Raw genomic sequence first — 23,381 nt, forward strand, 5'->3', positions numbered from 1 at the left:
GGAGGAACCACCATGGACATCTATTTAACCTTTACTAATCAAGCAAAAGAAGTAATCCATTTTTACGAAGAAATCTTCTCAGTGACTTGTACCGACCTGACAACTTTTGGAGATATGCCTAGTTCACCTGATTTTTCTATCCCGGAAGAACAGAAACAGCTTGTTTTAAATGCTAGTCTGATGATTTATGGAACACGAGTTATGTTTTCTGACACACCAGAAGGAATGTCCGCTCCTGTTGTTAACGGTAATAATGTAGCTTTAGTCATTCAGACAACAACCCCAGCAGAAACCAAGCAGCTTTTCCAACAATTAAGTGAGGCCGGAGAAGTCACTATGCCTTTAGAGCCCACCTTTTGGGCAAAACTTTATGGAACATTCACCGACCGCTACGGAATTAACTGGATGGTCAATCTTCCATTAGAGGAGGACTAGTCCATCCATTCTTTCAACTAGGTAACTTTCTCTTTGTACGGCAAAAATAACAAAAAGGAGTACAGCCAGTCTGGCTGTACTCCTTTTTTGATAAACTCACAAACCAACTTCTGTTAAGCTTTCCAGCTAGCTACCTTGTCTTGGTTATTTTCAATCCAAGTTTTAGCAGCTTCTTGTGGATCTTTTCCATTGTTGATTTCTAGCATAACTTCTTCCATATCTTCTTTGGTCCAATTAAATTGGTCCAATACTTTATATGCTTCAGCTTGATCCTCTTTCAATCCTTTACGAACCATTGTATGGATCTGTTCTTCACTACCCATTCCATTTTTAGGATCTTCTAAATATTTCAACTCATATTTTGCGAACATCCAGTGAGGTGACCACCCAGTGATTACAATAGGTTCTTGCTTTTTAATTGCTTGCCCTAGTGCAACGGTCATTGCCCCTGACGAAGATGTTTCGACTGTCCAGTCCGCTAGATTATCATACGTATTGATTGTATTTTCTGCGGCGTTGACTACACCAGCACCGGGTTCGATCCCAATGATTTTTTTATTTGCTTGATTCGTTAAATCAGCAATTGAATCAACATCCATATAGTCTGGAACAACTAAACCAACTTTTGCGCCTTTTAAATTTGCTCCTAGATCAACGATTTGATCTTTATATTGAGCGTATTGAGAACCATGTGTTTTTGGCAACCAAGCAGAAACCATTCCATCTGATTCACCTTTTGCAATTGATTCCCACATGATTGAATTATCGAGGGGCGTCATCGTCACATCATACCCCATTTGACGTAGCACTTCGCCAACTACATTCGTTGATGCTACTTCTGTATCCCATTCGACATAAGATAAGTTGATTTTTTTCGTTTCTTTACTTGAAAAGACGCTACCGACACCTAATGCACCCAGCAAGATAACTGCTGTTGCAATAATGATGGCTCCACGACGTTTTTTACTTTTAGCTCCTGCTACATCACTTACTTTTTTGGTACGTGGTTGATTCAAGTGTTGTGTGAAACGGTCAATGATAATCGCCAAAATAACTAAAGCAACACCATTAACGAATCCATTCCCAACTTGCGCTCGTTGTAAAGCAGACAGTACTCCACGACCCAGCCCAGGTGCACCAATCATTGAAGCAATAACAACCATAGATAATGAAAGCATCGTTGTTTGGTTGATCCCAGCCATAATAGTATTTTTTGCTAAAGGTAATTCTAGTTTAAATAATTTTTGCCAACCTGTGCTCCCAAATGAATCCGATGCTTCTACTAACTCTTTCGGTACTTGGCGAATGCCTAAATTCGTAAAACGAACAGTTGGCGGTAAAGCAAAAATAACGGAAGCGAACACACCAGGTACCATTCCAATTCCGAAAAAGGCAACTGCTGGAATTAAATAAACAAAACCAGGCATTGTTTGCATAAAGTCAAGAATCGGTTTGATTACACTCTGTGCTTTATCACTTTTTGCCATCAAGATTCCTAAAGGCACACCAATGATAATTGAAATCACACTTGATAATAAAACAAGAGTAACTGTGTTCATCAAATCAGTCCATAAACCTTGATTATAGATAAACCATAAACCAATCAGTGTAAATAAAGTCAAACCTAGACGTTTTTTAGAAATAAAGAAAGCTACTATTGTTAATAGTAAAATGAAAATTGGTGCTGGTATAACCAACAAAATGTTTGTTATACCAGTCATGATTGCTTGCCCGATTGTCTGTAGGAAAGAAAACAAGCCAGAGAATGTCGTTGTGAACCATTCCGTCATTGTTTCGACCCAATCAGCAACGGGAATTTGATAGTTTAATAAATTATTCATGTTCACTCACCTCACTTGTTTCTGCCAACGCTTCAATCACACTTCCACGAATGACGACTCCTCGTAGCTTGCCATTATCAACAACTGCTAGTGGTGTTGGTGAATCATAAATAATATTAAAAATATCATTGACTAGCATATCTTTATCAATTGTTGTCACATTTTCATCTAAGAAATCAGTCAACGGTCGTTTTTGACGACGAGCTTCCAAAGCATTTTCAGCTGTAATGATTCCTTTCAAGTGACGCTTTTTATCCACGGCCATCAGCATACTTACTTCTTCGCTACGCATGCGTGTCAATGCGACATTTGGTCCATCCACTTCAATATTTGTTGTTAAAGCTGGCACCATGATGTTTTGGGCGGTTAAGACTTTCGAACGATCGACTTCTTCCACGAATTCACGGACATATTCATTCGCAGGGTTTGTCAAAATTTCTTCTCCTGTTCCGATCTGCATAATTTCTCCGTCTTTCATTAGTGCAATTCGATCCCCAATGCGTAAAGCTTCATTTAAATCATGAGTGATAAAAATAATTGTTTTTTGAACAGAAGCTTGTAATTCAAGTAGCTCATCTTGCATCTCACGACGAATCAATGGATCCAACGCAGAAAAAGCCTCATCCATCAACAAAATTTCCGGATCATTTGCTAGCGCTCGTGCTAGACCGACGCGTTGCTGCATCCCGCCAGATAATTGGTTGGGGTATTGATCTTTAAATGAAAGTAAGCCAGAATTTTCTAACGCTTGTTCCGCTTTCTTCTGACGCTCTTCTTTAGGTACGCCACGTACTTCTAATCCATACTCCGTGTTTTCTAAAATTGTTCGTTGTGGAAACAACCCAAAGTTTTGAAAAACCATGTTGATTTTATGACGACGAACTTCACGTAATTCTTCTTTATTTAATTGGGATACATCTTCCCCATCAATATAAATATTTCCAGCTGTTGGCTCAATCAGACGATTCAATAATCGAATCAATGTGGACTTTCCACTTCCTGAAAGTCCCATGATGACGAAAATTTCGCCTTCTTTCACATCGAAATTAACATCATATACGCCAACTGTTGCACCAGTTTTCTTTAAAATTTCTGTTTTTGGTTGATGCTGTTGCATCATTTCTAATGCGGTTTGTGTCTTTTTACCAAAAATCTTTGTTAATTTTTTTACTTCAACTTTTGTCAAACCAATTCTCCTTTTTTTCGCAAGTTTCAAATTTTTTTCATGAAAAAAGTGACCACACAATAGTAACATCATGTAGTCACTTTGTCAAAAAAAGAAAAAAAGAGCGAACAATCGCTTGTCCGCTCTGCGTTTTACTCAATTTTTATTCTTCTGGATAGAAAAAATTCATCATTCGTTGCAAGGTATATTCGTTTCCAATAAAGTGAACCGTATCACCTTCGCTAAATTTTGCATACGGCCCCGGGGAAACAAGTAGCTCTTCTTCATGCGAGATAGCAATGACTGTCGCACCAGTGACTTGCCAAATGTTTAATTCACTAATTGATTGATCCAAATGTTCCGAATTTTTGCTTAATTGAAGTTCAAACGGTAACAATGGATTCATTTTGTGGATGCGTTTTGTTTGGTTAACTAATTGATCCAGAAGTTGCGAAAAGTGATCCAACTCTTCTTTTTGTTTCTCAACACTAGCCATAATATCTGCTTTCGTTTCCTGAATGGATTGTACATCTTGATATTGTAATAAAAATTCTTTCGCTTTTTCTTTGGAAGCGACAAATGCACCACTACCATGACGAACTTCCATAATTCCCAAATCGACTAAAACATTGATTGCTTTACGTGTCGTTTCTGGTGAAGCATTATATGTGCTTGCTAAGGTTGAACGGGCATGGATTTTTTCGCCAATTTTGTAACGATTTTCCACAATTCGCTCCGCTAAGTCCACTGCAATTTGCTGGTAACGTGGACGAACAACTTTTTTCTTTTCCGCCATAGCTTATTCCTCTTCCCTTTCAAATCTTGTCAAAATCATCTTACTATGCTCCGTTAAAATAAGCAAAAAAAGCTGAAGTAAAGTGTTGCTCTTACCTCAGCTTTTTATTAGTTCTTACTCAATTTTCTTATTTTTCAGTGTTTGATGCTTTTTTCACTGGACAAGTAGTATGACAATCATCACAATTCTTGCCTTTTTTCACGCGAGAATAAACAATATATCCTGCACTTCCAAAAATCAACACACTTAATAAAAATGTTGCCATCTTACCTTTCTCCTTCCAATGAAAGTGACACAACTGATTCTTTTCGTACCATCGGTTTTTTTATGATGCCATACACTAAAGCAATCAATACTAAGCCAGCTAAATAAGTCATGATTGACAAGTTGCCACCTTCAAAGATCACATGCCCAATTTGATAAATGATAAAGCTGACTAAGTAAGCTAAACCACACTGATAGCCAATCGCAATCCAAGTCCATTTTTTCGAACCCATTTCGCGATGAATTGCACCAATTGCAGCAAAACATGGCGCACACAACAAATTAAATGCAAGCAATGAATAGGCAGCAACTGGTGTATACGTTCCACGGAGCACTTGCCAGATTTCTTGTCCATTTTCGGAAACTTCTGCATTTCCAAACAGAATTCCAAATGTTCCAATCACATTTTCTTTTGCCACTAATCCAGTAATCGTTGCAACGGCACCTTGCCAGTTTCCCCAGCCAAGTGGCTGAAAAACAGGTGCAATGATTCTTCCAAGCCAAGCTAAAATACTGTGGGTTTCTGCTACTGATTGACCACGGAAATTGTAAGAAGATAAAAACCAAACAGCAATACTTGAAACAAAAATAATTGTTCCTGCTTTTTTCACAAATGATTTACAACGATCATACGTTTGTCGTAAAATCGTCTGAAGTTGTGGAAAATGATACATTGGCAACTCCATAATAAACGGAGCTGTTTCACCAGCAAATAAGCGCGTTTTTTTCAACGCAATCCCAGATAAAATAATGGCACTCATTCCTAAAAAGTAGGCAGACGGTGCCACCCATGAAGAATGTGGGAAAAAAGCGCCTGCGATCAATGCAATAATTGGTAATTTTGCGGAACAAGGCATGAATGTCGTGACCATAATCGTTAAACGACGATCTTGTTCATTTTCAATTGTTCGGCTCGCCATCACGCCCGGCACACCACAACCCGTTGCAATCAGCATCGGAATGAACGATTTTCCTGACAAGCCAAATTTGCGGAACAAACGGTCCATCACAAAAGCAATCCGTGCCATGTACCCACAATCTTCCAAAAAACTTAAACAGAGAAACAAAACCATCAGTTGCGGTAAAAAGCCTAACACTGCACCAACACCAGCAATGATTCCATTTAAGATAAGTTGCTGCATCCAGTCCGCGACTTGAGCGACCTGTAACCAGCTTCCAACCGTTTCCGGTACCCATGAGCCAAAGAACGTATCATTGATCCAGTCCGTTCCCATCGTTCCAACTGTTTGAATGGCTAAATAATAGATAAACCACATCACTAACGCAAAGATTGGTAACGCCAACCAGCGATTCGTTACGATGCGATCAATTTTGTCACTTAACGAATATTGGAAAGAATCAACAGCTACCACACTCAAAGCTGTTAGTTGTGTGATAAATTCATATCTTTCATTGACTAGAATAGTTTCACTTTCTTCTGCAAAAATTTTTTCTGTTAACTGAATCAACTCTTCAATTTCTTTTGTTTGTTGCGTTGTTAGCTCTAATTCAGAACTAGCTAATGTTTCTCGTTCAAAGTACTTTAGAGCATACCAACGCTGATTTTTTATTGTGAAATCAAAATGCAAGACATCTTCAATTTCATTTAATGCTGCTTCCAATCGTGGATCGTATTCGCATGGTTCTGGTACGGTAAAGGTTTCTTGATTGGTTAACAACTTTGAGACACGTTCAAGTCCTTGGTTTTTGACAACGCTCATTGGAATAACTGGCACGCCTAACCCATAAGACAATTTATCAAGGTTGATTGTCTTTCCTTCTTTTTTGACCACATCCATCATGTTTAAGCAGACAACAACCGGAATACCTAAATCAAGTAACTGCGTAGTGAGATAAAGGTTTCTTTCCAAATTAGTCGCATCTACGATATTCAACACAACATCTGGGCGTTCATGAATCAAATATTCTCTAGCAACCATTTCTTCAGGTGTATATGGAGAGAGAGAATAAATGCCGGGTAAATCTTGAATGTGGATTGCTGGATGTTTTTTTAGGTTACCTGATTTTTTTTCGACTGTAACCCCTGGCCAATTTCCAACATATTGATTGGCTCCCGTCAACGCATTGAATAAACTCGTCTTCCCACTGTTGGGATTACCAACTAACGCAACTTCAATACTCATTCACTTCGCTCCTTTTGAACAAGAATCAATTCAGCTTCTTTTTTTCGCAATGTTAATTCATATCCACGTAAAGTAATCTCGATTGGATCGCCTAACGGTGCTAACTTTCGAATCGCTACTCGAACATTTTTCGTCACGCCCATATCCATTAAGCGTCGTTTCACTGCACCTTGTCCATGAAGAGCTACTACTGTCGCGCTTTCGCCAACAGTCAGCTGATCAAGAGATGTCCAGCTTTCTGCTATAGAATCTGGCTTCTTCACAAAAATCTGTGCTAGTAATTCTCGATTTACAGCAATTCGATTGTTCTTTAATAGAAGAATTGCGTTTTCCCCTGACAAATTCACAACCGCAATTTTGGTTCCTGGGATGATTCCTAAATTTTGCAAATGATTTTTGACAGACTCTTTTGTCTGGATTTTGACAATTTGGTAAACTAAATTCTGTTTTGCTTGTGCTAAAGTTTCCATCCGAAATCCTTTCTTGTGAAAAAAATCATGTGGGGAAATGATTTCATTCCTTTTTGTTTCTATTTATTTTTGTTGAACAGAACAACGATTGATAATCATTCTCAACAAGAATAACTCCATCAATTGAGAAAGTCAATTAGCATTGTGAAAGATTACACTTTTGTTATAGATTCTTTTAATTTGATGAGAAAAAAAATCTTTTTAAGTGGTTATCCACAGCTTATTTTTACTTAATTATGGGATTTCCCTTACTGATACTTGCTTTCAATTGTTTTTCAAAAAACACAAAACTTAGTATTCCACAGTTTCCACAACACAATATATAGTGTTTCCTGTTTGACTTTTTTACTAAGAGTTTTATACTATTGATTATAGATAACGATGAAATGTGTTACGAGGAGGCACAAACGATGAACGTAAAAATTTTTTCTAAAAACAACTGTATGCAATGTAAAATGGTCAAACGTTTTTTAGCTGATAACGAAATTGATTTTGAAGAAGTAAATATTGACGAAAAACCAGAAGCAATTGATTGGTTGAAAGAACAAGGATTCCAAAGCGTCCCTGTGACAACTTCTGAGATTGAAACGGTTATTGGTTTCCGTCCAGATCAATTACGCAGATTAGCTAGCTAATTTGTTTATCAACTAAAAATAGGTAGTACACTTGGATTTGACGGCTCGACCAAAAGCCCCAAATCCTTTTTTAAAGCACGATTCTCCAAAACTAAACAAAAAGAAAAGAAGGTTGGGCGTACTTATGAGTCTTAAAAATTTAAAAGATGTCAGTTACTTTAAGTTAAACAACGAGATTAACCGACCAGTTAACGGTCAAATTCCTTTGAATAAGGATAAAGAAGCTCTTGCAGCTTTTTTTGAGGAAAATGTACAACCAAATACGATGACATTTCCAACAATCAAAGAAAAAATCGATTATCTGATTGAAAATCAATATATCGAAGCAGAATTTATCCAATTATATTCTGATGAATTTATTGAAAAGTTGTATCAATTTTTGGCAGACCAACACTTTACCTTTAAGTCATTTATGGCAGCTTATAAATTTTATTCTCAATATGCGTTAAAAACAAATGATGGCTCTGCTTACCTTGAATCTTACGAAGACCGCGTAGCTTTTAATGCCTTATATTTTGCAAATGGTGACGAAGCACTTGCGTTGGCTTTAGCTGATGAAATGATCCATCAACGTTACCAACCTGCAACTCCTTCATTCTTGAATGCTGGACGTAAACGCCGTGGCGAATTAGTTTCTTGTTTCTTAACACAAGTTACTGACGATATGAACTCGATTGGGCGCTCAATCAACTCTGCGCTACAACTATCTCGCATTGGTGGCGGTGTCGGAATCACTCTTTCCAACTTGCGTGAAGCAGGGGCTCCTATCAAAGGCTACGAGGGCGCAGCCAGCGGTGTCGTTCCTGTCATGAAATTATTCGAAGATAGCTTTAGTTATTCAAATCAATTAGGTCAGCGTCAAGGTGCTGGTGTTGTTTATCTGAACGTTTTCCATCCAGATATCATTGCCTTTTTATCTGCAAAAAAAGAAAATGCTGATGAAAAAATCCGTGTAAAAACACTTTCTCTTGGGATTGTTGTTCCTGATAAGTTCTATGAATTGACTCGTAAAAACGAAGAAATGTATTTATTTAGTCCTTATAGTGTAGAAAAAGAATATGGTGTTCCGTTCTCTTATGTTGACATCACGAAAGAATATGACAACTTAGTAGCCAACCCTAATATTCGTAAACAAAAAATCAAAGCACGCGATTTAGAAAATGAAATCTCAAAATTGCAACAAGAATCTGGTTATCCTTATATCATCAACATTGATACAGCGAACCGCGAAAACCCAATCGACGGTAAAATCATTATGAGTAACCTATGTTCTGAAATCTTACAAGTTCAAACGCCTTCTGTCATCAATGGCAAACAAGAATACGAAGTGTTAGGAACAGACATTTCATGTAACTTAGGTTCAACAAATATTGTTAACTTGATGGACAGTCCCGACTTTGGAAAATCCATTCGAACAATGACTCGTGCCTTAACCTACATCACTGATGCTTCTGATATTGATGTTGTGCCACCAATTCAAAATGGAAATCAACTAAATCATACCATTGGATTAGGTGCGATGGGCTTACACACTTACTTTGCAAAAGAACAAATGGAATATGGTTCTGAAGATTCTTTGGACTTTACCAATATCTATTTCATGTTACTGAACTATTGGACATTAGTTGAAAGTAATCAAATTGCTCGTGAACGTAAGGAAGTTTTCCATAACTTTGAAAAATCAGACTATGCGAATGGCTCTTACTTTGACAAATATATCACTGGCGAGTTCCAACCAAAATCTGAAAAAGTAAAAGCATTATTTGAAGGTATCTTCGTCCCAACTGCACAAGATTGGGAAGAGTTAAAACAAGCGATTATGAAAGATGGTCTATATCATCAAAATCGTCTGGCTGTAGCGCCAAACGGTTCAATTTCTTACATTAATGATACAAGTGCAAGTATTCATCCGATTACGCGAATGATTGAAGAACGTCAAGAAAAGAAAATCGGTAAAATCTACTATCCTGCACCTTATCTTTCAAATGAAACGATTCCTTATTACACTTCTGCTTACGATATGGATATGCGCAAAGTCATCGACATTTATGCAACTGCACAAAAGCATGTCGATCAAGGAATGAGTTTAACTTTATTTATGCGTTCAGAAATTCCAGAAGGCTTATATGAATGGAAAACAAGTAGCAAACAATCGACACGTGATTTAAACATTTTACGTCACTATGCTTTCCATAAAGGCGTGAAATCAATTTATTATGTACGTACCTTTACCGATGATGCAGAAGAAATCGGTAGCAATCAATGTGAAAGTTGTGTCATTTAACAAGCAAACGAATTTAGAAACGACAATCAATAAAGGAGCAAACTCATGTCAGAAACTTATTATGAAGCAATTAACTGGAATGAAATCGAAGATATTATTGACAAGTCTACCTGGGAAAAGTTAACGGAACAGTTTTGGTTAGATACTCGTATCCCACTTTCAAATGACTTAGATGACTGGCGGACACTTTCTGAACTAGAAAAAGAAACCGTTGGTCATGTATTCGGTGGTTTGACATTGCTTGATACGGTCCAATCAGAAAGCGGAATGGATCAGCTACGAAATGATGTCCGTACACCACATGAAGAAGCTGTTTTAAACAATATTCAGTTTATGGAATCTGTTCATGCGAAAAGCTATTCTTCTATTTTCAGTACATTAAATACCAAAAAAGAAATCGAAGAAATTTTTGAGTGGACCAATACAAACATCTATTTACAACGCAAAGCGGAACGCATCAATGAGATTTATAAAAATGGTACACCTTTAGAGAAAAAAGTAGCGAGTGTTTTCTTAGAAACATTCCTCTTCTATTCTGGTTTTTATACACCTCTTTATTATTTAGGAAATAATAAACTAGCAAACGTTGCTGAAATCATCAAATTGATTATCCGCGATGAATCTGTTCATGGAACGTATATTGGTTACAAATTCCAACTCGGCTACAACGAGTTACCTGAAGCAGAACAAGAACAATTGAAAGATTGGATGTACAATTTACTTTATGAATTGTATGAAAATGAAGAACGTTATACAGAAGAATTATATGATGAAATGGGTTGGACAGAGGAAGTAAAAACTTTCTTGCGTTACAATGCAAATAAAGCATTGATGAATTTGGGGATGGATCCACTTTTCCCAGATACCGCAAATGATGTCAATCCAATCGTCATGAATGGAATCTCAACTGGTACAAGCAACCACGATTTCTTCTCTCAAGTAGGGAACGGCTATTTACTAGGTCACGTGGAAGCAATGAAAGATGATGACTATTTGATTGGATTAGAATAAGAAAACTTGATAATCTTTGAGAGAAAATTATCAAGACTTTCTCTCAGCAAACAAAGGTTTCCCAAATAGAAAAAACCGCCTAAAATTCGTTTTAAAAAACGGTGATTTTAGGTGGTTTTTTTATTTAATCATGTGTTAAAAATGACTGGGTCTTTAGTTTTGTCCCCGTCTCTTTTTGTAAGTAAACGGTGTTCCCAAAGCAACTTCTTCGGCAATAAGTCTTTTTTCATAAAAATATGCGAAACTATTTTCAGAAAAATTTCCTTATTGCTTGAAGCTAAACGCTTTGCGCCACAACCTCTTTCCACGGTGTTCTCAAAATAATTCCTCACAATAACGCCCAATTGTCCCAAAAATATGGACAGCTATTTTTTGTCAGTTGCTCATTATTTTGTCAGAGCTGAACGCTTTGCGCCACAACCTCTTTCCTGCTCATCAAGAAAGACTAACTAGTCGCAACTTAGTAATATTTTTATACGTGGAAAGTTCCTCAATCACGTCCGTGTAAGTCATTCCTTTTGGTAAATCAATCGTGTAAATATTCGTGTAAATGCGATAATCTTCGACAAATTTAACATCAAAATTCACATCTTCAATTTTAATTTTTCTCGCTTCAAAATAATCAGACAAAAAATCTTTGGTCTCCTGTCGGTGAATAAATTGGATCTCTAATTTTTTTGTCGTTGGAACGTGAATAATTCGCTTAACCATTGTCAAAGCAATCATCACACCAATGAAACTAATAATCGCAATCGAATAAAAACCCATCCCGATTGCAATCCCTAGGCCGGCTCCTGCCCAAAGAGAGGCCGCCGTTGTCAATCCAGTCACCGAGCGCTTTGTTACAATAATTGTCCCAGCACCTAAAAAACCAATCCCACTAACAACTTGAGCAATCAATCTCGCTTCATCTGAACGAATCACACCTGAAAGATCTGGATGTTGCATTGCGTCTTGCACTGCCCCACCAGCTATTTCCACTTGGATCAAAGCAATAATACATGCACCCATGCAAACTAAAATATGTGTGCGCATTCCCGCTGGACGATTTTTATATTGTCTTTCAAAACCAATCGCGCCCCCAAATAACATCGCCAAGCCTAAACGCAAGGTAATCTCTGGAATCGTTAATACCATATCTGCCATTTCAACATCTCCTCCCATTCAATATAGCACATTTTTTATGGGTAAGAAAAAAGAAGACAGCCAAATACTCATTGATTTGGTCGTCTTCTTTTCAATCATGTCTTCTTTACGATTAGCCCAAAATTCCTAGTGCACTTAACGCAATCGATAAAATCAAGATAATCCAGATAACGCGTGTGGAATTCAATTTCTTATGGCCTAACATCCAGTAAGTTAATAAAACTAGCAACACTGGTACTAGTGCAGGTAAAATAGCATCCAATGTATCTTGAATCACTAGTTCTACGCCATCTTTTTTATAGACAAACGGTACAGTTGCTTTCACAACGGAAGGAATCAATGCCCCGATAACCGTAACTCCTAAGACAGTCGCTGCATTCGTAAAAGCAGATAACTTATCTTTTAAGGTCGTAACTAACTTCACCCCTTGTTTATATCCCAATGGCAATAAAGCCGCTCGACCAAATAACAAAGCAATATTGGCTATAATCCAGATGACACATCCCACAATTGAACCACTCTGAGCTAAGGTACCCGCAATTGAGCCAAAAATTGTTCCCCAAATCACGTGGAATAACGAGTCCCCAACACCTGCAAGTGAACCCATCAACGCTGTTTTTAACGCAACGATCGTATCTTTTGCTCGATAGCCATCTTCTTCTTCAATTGCGACATCAATCCCCATAATCAAATTCCCAAAAATCGCGTTTGTGTTAAAAAACTGATTATGTGTTCGTAACATATCTTGCAATTCCAATGGATCTTCACCATAAAACTTTTTCAAGACAGGCAACATTCCGTATAAATACCCGGAACTCATCATCCGTTCATAGTTCCAGTTCAATTGACTTCCTAAAATGTAACGCCAACTAATTGCGTTTAATTCTTTTTTTGTTAGTTTTTGATTATTCATCACCATCAAATCCTCCCTCGAAAGTTCCAGTATTTGCTACTGTTTGAACACTTGCTGCTTTTTCGCTATCACGTTTAAAGACAATCATTGCTGCAATCACACCCACAATTGAAATACCTAACATTGGGACTTGCAAATAAGCAGCTAAAAAGAAACCTAAAAGCAAATATGGAATATATTGTTTTGTAGGAAGATAATGTAGCAAGATTCCGATACCAACTACTGGCAATACACCACCAGCTGTTTTTAGTCCATCCATCAACCAAGCAGGCGTATTTTCAGTAATTGTTGAAACAGCAGCATCACCGACAAGTAACATCAACAAGATTGGAATCGCACGTGATAATCCCCATAGGAAAGAACCTGATAACACAAGCCGAGGGATTCGACTAATCTTCATATCATCAATTGCACGATCAATGCGGTGTAGCAAGAAAACATTACAAAAGCGGGCTACTACATCAAGCTGCAGCATCAGTAAAGAAACTGGAACAGCTAACCCAATTCCATACTCTGCCCCTTTACCTGAAATCACCGCAAAAGCAGTTCCTAGCACGGCTCCCGTAAAGTAATCAGGAACTGAAGCGCCACCAAATGCTGCGATACCTAAACGCATCAATTGAAGCGTCCCACCGACCATTAATCCGGTTTTTAAATCGCCCATAATCATTCCGGAAATCATTCCGGCAATTGCCGGTTGCGTTAGTGTATTTGAAATAAGTGAATCATTAATGGCAATAAAAGCATAAACAGTAATAAGAATAATTTGATATATTTCTAAATGCATAGCTGTCTTCCTCCTAATATTAGCTTCTTAATTTTTCCATAAAGTCGATAACTGGATCATTTGGTACCAATTGCGCAGTTACTTTCACTTTTTTTGCGGCAATCGCTTCAAAAACTATTTCTTCTTCTTTCAATACTTTGATACTCTTCGTTACATCTCTTGCGCCTTCCTTATAACTCATGTTTCCAACATTGACCGTTTCCAATTGACCACCAGCTTCTAAGTATCTCAATACATCAGTTGGATTTTTAAAGACCAAGAATATTCTTTGCTTACCGTACTTACCTGATTGGATATTTTTAGCTGCAGTAGCAACATCTAAAACTGAAAGTCGCATAGATGTAGGCGCTGCCATTCTTAGTGAAGATTTTTGTAAAGAATCTGTAGCTGCTTCATCGTTAATCACAATGATTCGCTGTGTATTCAAGCTAGGTGACCAGATACCTGCAACCTGTCCATGAATCAATCGTTCGTCGATGCGGACATTCACGATGTTGGCTTTGCCTTCATATTCTTTGTATTTTTCTAAATCTTCATTGGAAACAACCGGATCTTTTTCTACTTCGGCTTCCAGCATTTCCTTTTTAACATTTGTAATCCCACTTATCGATAGCTGAATCAACTCACTAACACTAGCATGGCTATTCAATGTAGCTTCAATGACTAATGGTAAAGACATTCCCGCAATGATTTCTACCTCGTCATTTTCAAGATAGTTAGTCAATGCAACATTGCACGGTGTTCCACCCAATAAATCGGCAATGATCAAAGTCTCGCCGTTAAGGGCTTTCATTTTTTCTTCTAATTCATTTTCAAATTGTAGATTATCCCCGTCTGGTTTCAAAGAAGCTGTGTGAACATGTGCCTGCTTACCGACAATCATCTCCAAACTTGCTTTGACTCCTTCCGCCATATTCCCATGGCTAATCAATAGGATATTTCTCATCTGTCTTCCTCCCCCAAAATTGAATATTCAACTTAACATATTATGTTTTGCTTACCCATACTATATCACACCACTTTCTCCACGTAAACCTAACATCTTAACATATTATATTTTTTTCGATAAAAATCACATTTTGTGAATTGGCCTAGCGATAATCAATTGCTAAACTAAAGTTAACATGTTATGCTACTAGTTAGTATTTACCGCAGAGAATGGAGGGTATAATCGAATGATTCCCAAATATGAACAAATTAAGCAAGATTTATTAGCGGAAATAAAAAAACATAAATTTATTCCTGGCGATAAATTCTATTCAGAAGCTGACATCAAACAAAAATATTCTGTCAGCTCAATCACAGCTGTCAAAGCATTAAATGAGTTGACGACAGCTGGCTATCTTTACCGTATTCAAGGAAAAGGAACTTTTGTTTCTAAATCAAAAGTCTCCCAAAGTGTGAAATTCTCTGATATTGAACTTCATTCTTTAGATAAAGAGAAAGTCAAAGTTTTAGCTATTGAAGAAGAAAATCACCCTACTATTTTAAAGGAACTGGGCTTACCTGCCAATGCTTCCTACTATAAAATCAAACGTGTTCGTTTTTTTGAAGACGTCCCTTTTCTTTTACATATCACTCATCTACCTAAGAAGTTAGTAAAAGAACCACTGACAAAAGATCTCTCAACCTACGCAAGCATTTATGAGCGAGTACGTAAAGACTTTGATATTGATTTATTCTCTTTGTCTTCTGTTGAAACAGACGAAATTATTTTTTCTGATAACTCAGAATTATTGAATTTATTACAGTTAAGTTTTAGAGAACCTGTCGTCAAACAAGTCAAACATTCTTACTTAGCTGATCAAAGTGTTGCAGAATATATCGTCAGTTATAAACATTGGAAATATTTCAAAACAAAAATCGAAGTGGAAGCTGAGTAAGCGACCACTTTTTTTGCGTTTCTATCCTTTTTTAAATAAATAAAAAGAAATGGAATATTCGCTTTTTGTAGTTAAGTACGGTATACTAATCTAAGTTAATATGTTAACAAGTTAAAAGGAGGCTCTCATGAAACTTCAAGATAAGAAACAGGAACTGATTCAACTCGGTAGCAACGTACAACAAGACTGGTTGACACAACAATTAGATTGGTGCTGTCAAACAATCGAAGCCAACATGCAACGTTATGGGTTAGATTTTCCTTCTGCCTGTGCAACAAACGGAAACTATCGAATCAAACCAAATGATGATTGGACAAATGGTTTTTGGACTGGGATGCTTTGGCTCGCTTACGAATGGACTGGGAGAGAGACATTTTTAGTTCGTGCGATGGAAAATATCCATAGCTTTCAAGAGCGATTAGAAAATCATTTTGTTTTAGATCACCACGATATCGGCTTTTTATATAGTTTATCTGCCGGCGCGGGCTATACTGTTACCGACAGTTTGTTATGTCAGCAACAAATTTTACAAGCTGCAGATGTTTTAATGGCACGTTTTCAAAAAAAAGGACAGTTTATTCAAGCTTGGGGAAAATTGGGTGACCCCAAAGAGTATCGACTAATCATTGACTCACTAATTAATTTGCCATTGCTCTTTCGTGCAACAGAGATTTCTGGAGATATGCGCTATCAAGAAGTTGCCCAAAAGCACTATCAGACTTTACTAAAAACGGTTATTCGAGAAAATGCGACAACTTTCCATACTTATTATTTTGATCCGCTAACCGGCAAACCCAGCCACGGTGCCACTCATCAAGGGAACAGTGATGATTCGATTTGGGCACGTGGACAAAGCTGGGCAATTTTGGGTATCCCATTAAACGAAAGCTATTCACAAAATAAGCAAGAAAATGGGGCACAGAAAGATACGTCGTTAACAAATGCTGGCTTTCCACAAAACTATAACGAAATCGTTGATGTCTTTCTAACTAACTTGCCTCAAGATCTCGTTCCTTACTGGGACTTTGATTTTAATGACCAAGTCCCTTCAGACAAAGACAGTTCTGCCCTAGCAATTACTGCATGTGGTCTGCTGGAAGCAGAAAAAAGTAACGCCTATCCAGCCGCGAAGGAATTAGCTCAAGGAATGATTTATCAATTAGGTGAAAAGTATTCAGCCAAACATGAAACTGTAAACGAAGGTCTTCTACTACACGGTGTCTACGCACACGCCGAAGGAAAAGGCATTGATGAACCAAATCTTTGGGGCGACTATTTTTATTTCGAAGCACTCATGCGTTTAGCAAATCCCGAGTGGAAAAAATATTGGTGAGGAGAAAAAAAGATGCAGACATTTGAAATCAAAGAAGATTTTTTACTTGATGGAGAACCCATCAAATTAATCAGCGGAGCAATTCACTACTTTCGACTAGCACCTGCTCAGTGGGAAGACAGCCTGTATAACTTAAAAGCTTTAGGCGCCAACACGGTAGAAACTTACATTCCATGGAACATCCATGAACCTAAAGAGGGAACTTTTGATTTTGAAGGAATGAAAGATGTTGTCGCTTTTGTTAACTTAGCACAAGAATTAGGTTTGATGGTCATTTTACGTCCTTCTGTTTACATCTGTGCTGAGTGGGAATTTGGTGGTTTACCAGCTTGGCTTTTGAAAGAATCTGGTATAAGATTACGCTCGACTGACCCTCGATTTATGGAAAAAGTCAAAAATTATTACACTGTTTTGTTACCAAAACTAGCACCCCTTCAAGTTTCTCAAGGTGGTCCTGTTATCATGATGCAAATCGAAAATGAGTATGGTTCTTATGGCATGGAAAAAGAATATCTTCGACAAACAAAGCAATTGATTGAATCTTTTGCAATCACTGTTCCGTTATTTACCTCCGATGGTTCTTGGCCTGAAGTTTTAGATGCGGGTACATTGATTGAAGATGATGTATTTGTCACTGGAAACTTTGGTAGCCATTCAAAAGAAAATGCAAACGTTTTAAAAACATTTATGCAACAACATGGAAAAAATTGGCCCATCATGTGTATGGAATACTGGGATGGCTGGTTCAATCGTTGGAACGAACCTATTATCAAACGAGATGCCCAAGATTTAGCAAATGAAGTCAAAGAGATGCTGGAGGTTGGCTCGCTTAATCTGTATATGTTTCATGGCGGTACAAATTTCGGTTTCTATAATGGTTGTTCAGCTCGAGGAATGTTGGACTTACCACAAGTCACAAGCTATGATTATGATGCGTTGTTAACTGAAGCTGGTGAACCAACTGAAAAGTACTATCTTGTGCAACAAGCAATCAAAGAGGTCTGTCCTGATGTTTGGCAAGCAGAACCAAGAACGAAAAAAATAAGTGCTCTTGGGAACTATCCAGTGACAGAAAGTGTTTCTTTTTTCAAAACAAAAGATCAAATGATGGCAGGAATTGCTTCGCCTTACCCACTAACCATGGAAAACATCAGTACAGGTTACGGTTATGTGCTGTATTCTGCTCAGTGGAAAAATTATCAGCACAAAAATAAATTACGACTTGTCGAAACCAGTGATCGAGCACATATCTATAGTGATGGCGAACATCAGGCTACACAATATCAAGAAACACTTGGCGAAGAAATTATGATTGCTGGTCAAAAAGAAAACGAAGTAATCCAAATTGATGTATTAGTAGAAAATTTAGGTCGAGTAAATTACGGAGCAAAATTAAACGGCCCCGAGCAATCAAAAGGTATTCGTGGAGGAATCATGCAAGATATCCATTTTCATCAAGGATATGTTCACTATCCATTGACGTTGGAAAAAGAACAACTCGAAAAAATTGATTATCAAGCTGGAAAAGTGCCAGAGCAACCTTCATTTTATCAATTTAAGTTTGATTTAGCAGAAACAGCTGATACCTTTATTGATTGTTCTCGTTATGGTAAAGGCGTTGTGGTCGTTAACGGAATCAATCTAGGACGTTACTGGAATCAAGGACCACTTCTAACTCTATATTGTCCAAAAAGTTTCTTGAAGCAAGGAGAAAATGAACTTGTGATTTTTGAGACGGAAGGTATTGAAATCGAGGAGCTTTGCTTCGTTGATATGCCGAAAGAAAAGGTTATTGATCGGCCAAACCTGTAGAGGTTGTGAAAGAAGTGCCCAGCTCCAATAAATAAGCATAAATTAACGAAAATTGCTTCTCAAATTTTTGAGTAATTTATGCTTGTTTTGAAGGAGTTACTTTTTGAACACCGTGAATGAGGTTGTGGCTCCAAGCGTTAAACTTCAAGCAATAAGGAATTTTTCATAGAAATAGTTTCTCATGTTTTTATGAAAAAAGACTTATTACCGAAGGAGTTGCTTGGGGAACACCGTGAATGAGGTTGCGGCTCCAAGCGTTAAACTTCAAGCAATAAGGAATTTTTCATAGAAATAGTTTCTCATGTTTTTATGAAAAAAGACTTATTACCGAAGGAGTTGAGTTGCTTGGGGAACACCGTGAATGAGGTTATGGCTCCAAGCAGCTTTCGAGCAATAAGAACATCTTTTTAAAAAATAGCTTCTCCTATTTCTATGAAAAAGAGGGATTGCCAACGTGGAGAGACTTTGGCGATCCCTTTTTTAATTTATGGCTTAAAACATCAATTTCGATGAATAGCATACATTACTAGAATAAATCACAGAAGGCTGAATCAGTTACTTCAGCCTTCTGTGATTTATTCTTTTGTTATTCATGACTATTTCGTCCAAAGACTTCGATTTGTGTCAATGCAGGAAATGGTGAATCATCATTTGCTTTTTTCAAGTTTTTGATTGTTAGTTTGCTTGTCTTTTTCATGGGGAAAGTGATCTCTTGAAATGACAAAGTATTTGTTGTTGGTACAACCAACGTTTCGCCATCTGAAAAAAGTAAAGTAATCTCTGTCCAAAAACTATCATGTGGATAATCGCCACGAAAGAGTACTTGTACCCGGTCTGTCTCAATCACTCGTCCAAAATCGATAACTAACTCTGCATCTGCTTGTTGATTGATCCCCCATGAAGCAAATGGATAGGAACCATGAGAAAGGTTTCCATATTTACCATCAATTGCATTTTTAGCAAAAAAGACAGAATCATTTCGTGTTTCTACATTTGCAAAAGCATGTGGGTAAGCACCTGAATCATTTTTTTGGTCGTGTGTGTTGATGGACAAGTTTTGATAGTTAGTGATTTCAAACTCATAAGCTTTGCGAATCATCAACTGATGGCGAGCTGATTTAAATCCAGTTTCTACACTTGATTTCGTCAAGGACTCCTCCAATGGAAAATGATATTCCCATTCTTCTTCGGGCAAATAGATTAAATTTGGTGCTAATGTTTCATCTAACTGAACGACAAAATAACTTTCATTTGCCTCTGTAGTCACTACGACTTTATCTCCCAACTGATAACGGTAATCTTTGATTGCCAAGACAGCCATTTCTTCTCCTCTTGCTTCAAATGGACCTGTCTCTTTGTCATGATCGATTTTTCCAATAATTGGTTGATTGTATTGATCCTTCAAACTAATTTTCAGCATGTTTCTCTCCCTCTCCTGTTATGCCACCAACTAAACAAATCAAGCGATGCGTTCCTGGTTGCAACTGATTTTTTAAATACGGTAAACTAGTTCGTGGAAAAAACAAAGAAGTATTTGCTTCCAGTTGCGTTATCTTTGCTTTCTCATATCCTTCAATCGCTATAATTTGCGAACATAGTTCTTCTGAAATGATTTTCGCGGATAATGGTTCAACTATCCCCCCAATGTTTTTCCCTTTTAACGGCAAACTAAATCCACCTTCTCTGATTTCGATTGGGATTGTCGTTTTGATTTCATGCACTCGCACATGCCATTCACCAAATGGATAAATTTCTGTCTGAATTTCTACTTCTCTAAACGGTCGCCAGAGATAACTTACACAATTGTTATCTGCGTGATAATCAATGACTTCTCCTTTCACTCGGTAATACTGACCATCTCTAGAAACTGCCAGAACATTATCAAACGCACCTGCTTCATACTCAGAACTAGCTTTTGGAACACTGAACCCAAACTTGGTCGAATAAACAAATTTACTGTACTTTGCTTCAGCATGAGCTTGGTTATGCACTAGATTTCCAAATGGATAGCCTAGGACATGTTGCCCATTTTTTGCCTGAACGATGAACATATTCCCCGCAGTAACTATCTGATTTTCTTTTTTTACAATTGATTCTGGCTCTGCTTGCCAAAATGGATGTGCTGGTTCCGTGGCTAATAACAAGAAAAATTTAAATGCCCAATAAGGCGATCCTGGCGCATTATATCCTTCCGCCATCACAAGATTCTCATAGTGATAACCAATTGACAATCGGCCATCAAAAGTAAAGATATCATGTGCCAACCAGGTCTGTAGATGATTCGATAAAAGTGTTTTTATTTGTCCCCAAGGAATTGCTTCCACTTCTGCAAAAATCAGTGCCGAAAAAAATGCACCTTGCGCAAATCGATAAGTCAGACTTCGTCCGTAAGGTAATGCTTCGCCAGCTGAGTCAAAAAAATAAATAAATTCTTGTGTAAACCGTCTTGCTCGATCAATAAATTTATCTGCCCATTCTGGCAGTTCTTCCTTCATAAATTTCGCAAAAATCAACCCATAATAATGAAAAGCAAAAGGTACATAATAATCTTTTTGCGTTGGTTTACCATCTACATACCAACCATTTTTAATCGCCATTGTATCAATTAAAGTCAGCTCTTCAATTAACTTTTCACGATTCAACTTTTCTCCACAATGAGCTAATGCCAAACGAATCAATACTTTGAAAAAAGTCCAATTATTTTTCGGAATTTTTTTATCCAAAGCTTGTGCTAGCCAAGCAACAAGATTGCGTTGACTCGTTGTAGACATTTCTACCCAAAAAGAATCTTTGTTTAATAATAAATTTAGCGAAAGTGCCGCCATTTCAACAATATATTGATCGTAGTCTTCGACTGTCCCCCAGTAGTATGGACTATCTGGGTCGGTTCCGTTTGAAACTTTTTGGATATAAACATCTCTTAATTCATCCTCTTGATTCATCGTCCAGTATGGTCCTAATCCCCAAAGCACGCGGATAAGCGCTTCCATATCCGCGCGTTTTTGATCGTATACTGCTCCGCTACTCCCCAAATGTAATCCGGCCAATTCCGAATGAATCATCTCATTTCGTAAAGGCTGAATCATCTCTTCCAATGCATGTTGAAAATCTTCGCGCGTAAAAAAATGATGGCTCTCTTGCTGATACATCCAAGCTCCCCCTTACCTCTTTCAGTCAAGAATAACAAGGCATCACTGCTTTTTCAACCCAACATTTCTTTCAAAATGAATGTTAGATGAGAAAAAAATTCTTTAGCTACTAACTTAACCTATTAACTTAGCACTAAGCATTTTCAACCTCAAGGATTCAGCCAGCTTTTCTTTTTTACTTAACCTAAAACAAATGAAAAAAAATTTATCAAATAATTTTACCCTTTTAAAAATAAAACTGGCTACCACGAATCGTTCGTTTCATCTAAGTTCATACAACAAAACAGGAGGCATGACAAAAGTTTTGTCATGCCTCCTGTTTTCGAGCAAATGGTGTTTCCAAAGCAACTCCTTCGGCAATAAGTCTTTTTTTTCATAAAAACATGAGAAACTATTTCTATAAAAAATTCCTTATTGCTTGAAGTTTAACGCTTGGAACCACAACCTCATTCACGGTGTTCCCCAAGCAACTCCTCGAAATAGCTCACAGTCTCACCAAAATATGAAGAGCTATTTTGTGCGCCTGTTTGCTATTTTTTCGGAGCTAGTCGCTTGGAACCACAACCTTTTCTTTACAGTTTACTTGCAGCTTCTTCGTCGATGATTACAACAACGTCATCATGGTTTTGCAATGCACTTGCTGGCATTTCTGTCGTCACAGGTCCATCCACCATTCCTTTGATTGCATCTGCTTTGTTTTCGCCATAAGCCATCAAGACGATTTTCTTACCTTTAAGAATTGAACCAATTCCCATTGAAACAGCTTTAGTTGGTACATCTTCCACTTTATCAAAGAAACGTTTATTTGCATTGATTGTTGATTCAGTTAAGTCAACGACAGAAGTTGTTCCATCAAGTGGCGCACCAGGTTCATTGAAACCAATGTGTCCATTTTGACCAATTCCTAAGATTTGAATATCAATTGGATTTTCATCAATTGTTTTGTCATATTCTTTACATGCAGCACCTAAATCGTCCGCTTTACCATTTGGTACATAAGTTGCTTTGAATGGTTTTTTATCAAATAATTGAACATTCATAAAATGACGGTAGCTTTGTTCATCTGATCCGCCTAGTCCAACATACTCATCTAAGTTAACAGAAGTCATGTCACTAAAATCAATGTCGCTTGAAGTCATTTCTTTATATAAAGTAATTGGTGTACTACCTGTTGCCAAGCCTAAAACCTTTGCCCCATTTTCCATGCCGTCTTTGATTATTTCAAAAGCTTTTTTGCCGCCTTCTTCAGCGTTTTTCACACGAATGATTTCCATAGTGATTACTCCTTTGTGTTTTGGTATAGCCCAATTATA

General features: G+C 37.5%; 20 protein-coding genes. 7 read left to right on the forward strand and 13 right to left on the reverse strand.

Annotated elements, in window-relative coordinates; genetic code table 11:
- The first annotated feature begins 12 nt into the window (after positions 1-12).
- A complete protein-coding gene (locus IGJ66_RS10690) occupies positions 13-435 on the forward strand; it encodes a VOC family protein (RefSeq protein ID WP_067482913.1) in 423 nt (140 codons plus the stop codon).
- Positions 436-548: 113 nt separating this feature from the next.
- Here IGJ66_RS10690 and IGJ66_RS10695 read toward each other — a convergent pair whose 3' ends face one another.
- From IGJ66_RS10695 to IGJ66_RS10720, 6 genes are all read right to left on the reverse strand, one after another.
- The gene (locus IGJ66_RS10695; protein ID WP_067482914.1) at positions 549-2,276 is read right to left on the reverse strand and encodes an ABC transporter permease/substrate binding protein; all 1,728 of its coding nucleotides are present in this window, start codon (positions 2,274-2,276) and stop codon (positions 549-551) included.
- Positions 2,269-3,462 carry a quaternary amine ABC transporter ATP-binding protein gene (locus IGJ66_RS10700; protein ID WP_071868952.1) on the reverse strand — a complete coding sequence of 398 codons (1,194 nt, stop codon included), beginning with the start codon at positions 3,460-3,462 and terminating at the stop codon, positions 2,269-2,271. The genes IGJ66_RS10695 and IGJ66_RS10700 overlap by 8 nt, the downstream gene beginning before the upstream one ends.
- Positions 3,463-3,604: 142 nt before the next feature.
- On the reverse strand, positions 3,605-4,237 hold the full coding sequence (locus tag IGJ66_RS10705; RefSeq protein WP_430616597.1) for a GntR family transcriptional regulator: 633 nt from the start codon (positions 4,235-4,237) through the stop codon (positions 3,605-3,607).
- 127 nt (positions 4,238-4,364) lie between these two features.
- Positions 4,365-4,502 (reverse strand): FeoB-associated Cys-rich membrane protein, encoded by a 138-nt coding sequence (locus IGJ66_RS10710; RefSeq protein WP_095803826.1) that lies wholly within the window; start codon positions 4,500-4,502, stop codon positions 4,365-4,367.
- Between the two features lies 1 nt (position 4,503).
- Positions 4,504-6,645: a ferrous iron transport protein B gene (gene feoB, locus IGJ66_RS10715; protein WP_430616598.1), complete on the reverse strand. Its 2,142-nt coding sequence runs from the start codon at positions 6,643-6,645 to the stop codon at positions 4,504-4,506.
- The gene (locus IGJ66_RS10720) at positions 6,642-7,115 is read right to left on the reverse strand and encodes a FeoA family protein (protein ID WP_430616599.1); all 474 of its coding nucleotides are present in this window, start codon (positions 7,113-7,115) and stop codon (positions 6,642-6,644) included. Before IGJ66_RS10720 ends, feoB begins: the two co-directional genes overlap by 4 nt.
- A 410-nt stretch (positions 7,116-7,525) precedes the next feature.
- On the opposite strand from IGJ66_RS10720, the gene nrdH reads away from it, so the two are divergent.
- The 3 genes from nrdH to nrdF all read left to right on the forward strand — a co-directional run bounded on the left by nrdH (position 7,526) and on the right by nrdF (position 11,045).
- Positions 7,526-7,750 (forward strand): glutaredoxin-like protein NrdH, encoded by a 225-nt coding sequence (nrdH, locus tag IGJ66_RS10725; protein ID WP_067482923.1) that lies wholly within the window; start codon positions 7,526-7,528, stop codon positions 7,748-7,750.
- A 124-nt stretch (positions 7,751-7,874) separates the two neighbouring features.
- Positions 7,875-10,034: a class 1b ribonucleoside-diphosphate reductase subunit alpha gene (gene nrdE, locus IGJ66_RS10730; RefSeq protein ID WP_067482924.1), complete on the forward strand. Its 2,160-nt coding sequence runs from the start codon at positions 7,875-7,877 to the stop codon at positions 10,032-10,034.
- 45 nt (positions 10,035-10,079) lie between these two features.
- Entirely contained in the window at positions 10,080-11,045 is a 966-nt protein-coding gene (gene nrdF / locus IGJ66_RS10735; protein ID WP_067482926.1) for a class 1b ribonucleoside-diphosphate reductase subunit beta, read from the forward strand.
- 435 nt (positions 11,046-11,480) lie between these two features.
- On the opposite strand, the gene IGJ66_RS10740 is transcribed toward nrdF, so the two are convergent.
- The 4 genes from IGJ66_RS10740 to IGJ66_RS10755 form a co-directional block, all read right to left on the reverse strand.
- The gene (locus IGJ66_RS10740; protein WP_067482927.1) at positions 11,481-12,191 is read right to left on the reverse strand and encodes an MgtC/SapB family protein; all 711 of its coding nucleotides are present in this window, start codon (positions 12,189-12,191) and stop codon (positions 11,481-11,483) included.
- Positions 12,192-12,303: 112 nt separating this feature from the next.
- Positions 12,304-13,110: a PTS system mannose/fructose/sorbose family transporter subunit IID gene (locus IGJ66_RS10745; RefSeq protein ID WP_067482929.1), complete on the reverse strand. Its 807-nt coding sequence runs from the start codon at positions 13,108-13,110 to the stop codon at positions 12,304-12,306.
- Positions 13,097-13,891 (reverse strand): PTS mannose/fructose/sorbose/N-acetylgalactosamine transporter subunit IIC, encoded by a 795-nt coding sequence (locus IGJ66_RS10750; RefSeq protein WP_067482931.1) that lies wholly within the window; start codon positions 13,889-13,891, stop codon positions 13,097-13,099. Before IGJ66_RS10750 ends, IGJ66_RS10745 begins: the two co-directional genes overlap by 14 nt.
- A 19-nt stretch (positions 13,892-13,910) precedes the next feature.
- Positions 13,911-14,837: a PTS mannose/fructose/sorbose transporter subunit IIAB gene (locus tag IGJ66_RS10755; RefSeq protein WP_430616600.1), complete on the reverse strand. Its 927-nt coding sequence runs from the start codon at positions 14,835-14,837 to the stop codon at positions 13,911-13,913.
- Between the two features lie 229 nt (positions 14,838-15,066).
- Between IGJ66_RS10755 and IGJ66_RS10760 the strand changes: the two genes are divergently transcribed.
- The 3 genes from IGJ66_RS10760 (at position 15,067) to IGJ66_RS10770 (ending at position 18,919) form a co-directional block, all read left to right on the forward strand.
- Positions 15,067-15,774, forward strand: a complete 708-nt coding sequence (locus IGJ66_RS10760) for a GntR family transcriptional regulator (protein WP_067482933.1) — start codon at positions 15,067-15,069, stop codon at positions 15,772-15,774.
- A gap of 127 nt (positions 15,775-15,901) precedes the next feature.
- The gene (locus tag IGJ66_RS10765; RefSeq protein WP_071868944.1) at positions 15,902-17,107 is read left to right on the forward strand and encodes a glycoside hydrolase family 88 protein; all 1,206 of its coding nucleotides are present in this window, start codon (positions 15,902-15,904) and stop codon (positions 17,105-17,107) included.
- A 12-nt stretch (positions 17,108-17,119) separates the two neighbouring features.
- A complete protein-coding gene (locus IGJ66_RS10770; protein ID WP_430616601.1) occupies positions 17,120-18,919 on the forward strand; it encodes a glycoside hydrolase family 35 protein in 1,800 nt (599 codons plus the stop codon).
- A gap of 586 nt (positions 18,920-19,505) precedes the next feature.
- Here the strand turns inward: IGJ66_RS10770 and IGJ66_RS10775 are convergent.
- The 3 genes from IGJ66_RS10775 to nagB form a co-directional block, all read right to left on the reverse strand.
- Complete coding sequence (locus IGJ66_RS10775) at positions 19,506-20,339, reverse strand: hypothetical protein (protein WP_430616602.1); 834 nt, start codon at positions 20,337-20,339, stop codon at positions 19,506-19,508.
- The gene (locus IGJ66_RS10780) at positions 20,326-22,068 is read right to left on the reverse strand and encodes a DUF2264 domain-containing protein (protein ID WP_430616603.1); all 1,743 of its coding nucleotides are present in this window, start codon (positions 22,066-22,068) and stop codon (positions 20,326-20,328) included. Before IGJ66_RS10780 ends, IGJ66_RS10775 begins: the two co-directional genes overlap by 14 nt.
- Positions 22,069-22,640: 572 nt before the next feature.
- The gene (gene nagB / locus IGJ66_RS10785; protein ID WP_067482938.1) at positions 22,641-23,342 is read right to left on the reverse strand and encodes a glucosamine-6-phosphate deaminase; all 702 of its coding nucleotides are present in this window, start codon (positions 23,340-23,342) and stop codon (positions 22,641-22,643) included.
- Between the last annotated feature and the right edge of the window lie 39 nt (positions 23,343-23,381).

The organism is Enterococcus sp. DIV0176 (genome assembly GCF_050528535.1).
GTDB lineage: Bacteria > Bacillota > Bacilli > Lactobacillales > Enterococcaceae > Enterococcus_B > Enterococcus_B thailandicus.

Excerpts from the sequence above, each read along its gene's own strand:
- IGJ66_RS10755 (WP_430616600.1), bottom strand. The coding sequence starts at position 14,837 with ATGAGAAATATCCTATTGATTAGCCATGGGAATATGGCGGAAGGAGTC.
- IGJ66_RS10705 (WP_430616597.1), bottom strand. The coding sequence starts at position 4,237 with ATGGCGGAAAAGAAAAAAGTTGTTCGTCCACGTTACCAGCAAATTGCA.
- nrdF (WP_067482926.1), top strand. The coding sequence starts at position 10,080 with ATGTCAGAAACTTATTATGAAGCAATTAACTGGAATGAAATCGAAGAT.
- IGJ66_RS10745 (WP_067482929.1), bottom strand. The coding sequence starts at position 13,110 with ATGGTGATGAATAATCAAAAACTAACAAAAAAAGAATTAAACGCAATT.
- IGJ66_RS10720 (WP_430616599.1), bottom strand. The coding sequence starts at position 7,115 with ATGGAAACTTTAGCACAAGCAAAACAGAATTTAGTTTACCAAATTGTC.
- feoB (WP_430616598.1), bottom strand. The coding sequence starts at position 6,645 with ATGAGTATTGAAGTTGCGTTAGTTGGTAATCCCAACAGTGGGAAGACG.
- IGJ66_RS10740 (WP_067482927.1), bottom strand. The coding sequence starts at position 12,191 with ATGGCAGATATGGTATTAACGATTCCAGAGATTACCTTGCGTTTAGGC.
- nagB (WP_067482938.1), bottom strand. The coding sequence starts at position 23,342 with ATGGAAATCATTCGTGTGAAAAACGCTGAAGAAGGCGGCAAAAAAGCT.
- IGJ66_RS10710 (WP_095803826.1), bottom strand. The coding sequence starts at position 4,502 with ATGGCAACATTTTTATTAAGTGTGTTGATTTTTGGAAGTGCAGGATAT.
- IGJ66_RS10775 (WP_430616602.1), bottom strand. The coding sequence starts at position 20,339 with ATGCTGAAAATTAGTTTGAAGGATCAATACAATCAACCAATTATTGGA.
- nrdH (WP_067482923.1), top strand. The coding sequence starts at position 7,526 with ATGAACGTAAAAATTTTTTCTAAAAACAACTGTATGCAATGTAAAATG.
- IGJ66_RS10750 (WP_067482931.1), bottom strand. The coding sequence starts at position 13,891 with ATGCATTTAGAAATATATCAAATTATTCTTATTACTGTTTATGCTTTT.
- IGJ66_RS10765 (WP_071868944.1), top strand. The coding sequence starts at position 15,902 with ATGAAACTTCAAGATAAGAAACAGGAACTGATTCAACTCGGTAGCAAC.
- IGJ66_RS10780 (WP_430616603.1), bottom strand. The coding sequence starts at position 22,068 with ATGTATCAGCAAGAGAGCCATCATTTTTTTACGCGCGAAGATTTTCAA.
- IGJ66_RS10760 (WP_067482933.1), top strand. The coding sequence starts at position 15,067 with ATGATTCCCAAATATGAACAAATTAAGCAAGATTTATTAGCGGAAATA.
- IGJ66_RS10690 (WP_067482913.1), top strand. The coding sequence starts at position 13 with ATGGACATCTATTTAACCTTTACTAATCAAGCAAAAGAAGTAATCCAT.
- IGJ66_RS10695 (WP_067482914.1), bottom strand. The coding sequence starts at position 2,276 with ATGAATAATTTATTAAACTATCAAATTCCCGTTGCTGATTGGGTCGAA.
- IGJ66_RS10770 (WP_430616601.1), top strand. The coding sequence starts at position 17,120 with ATGCAGACATTTGAAATCAAAGAAGATTTTTTACTTGATGGAGAACCC.
- nrdE (WP_067482924.1), top strand. The coding sequence starts at position 7,875 with ATGAGTCTTAAAAATTTAAAAGATGTCAGTTACTTTAAGTTAAACAAC.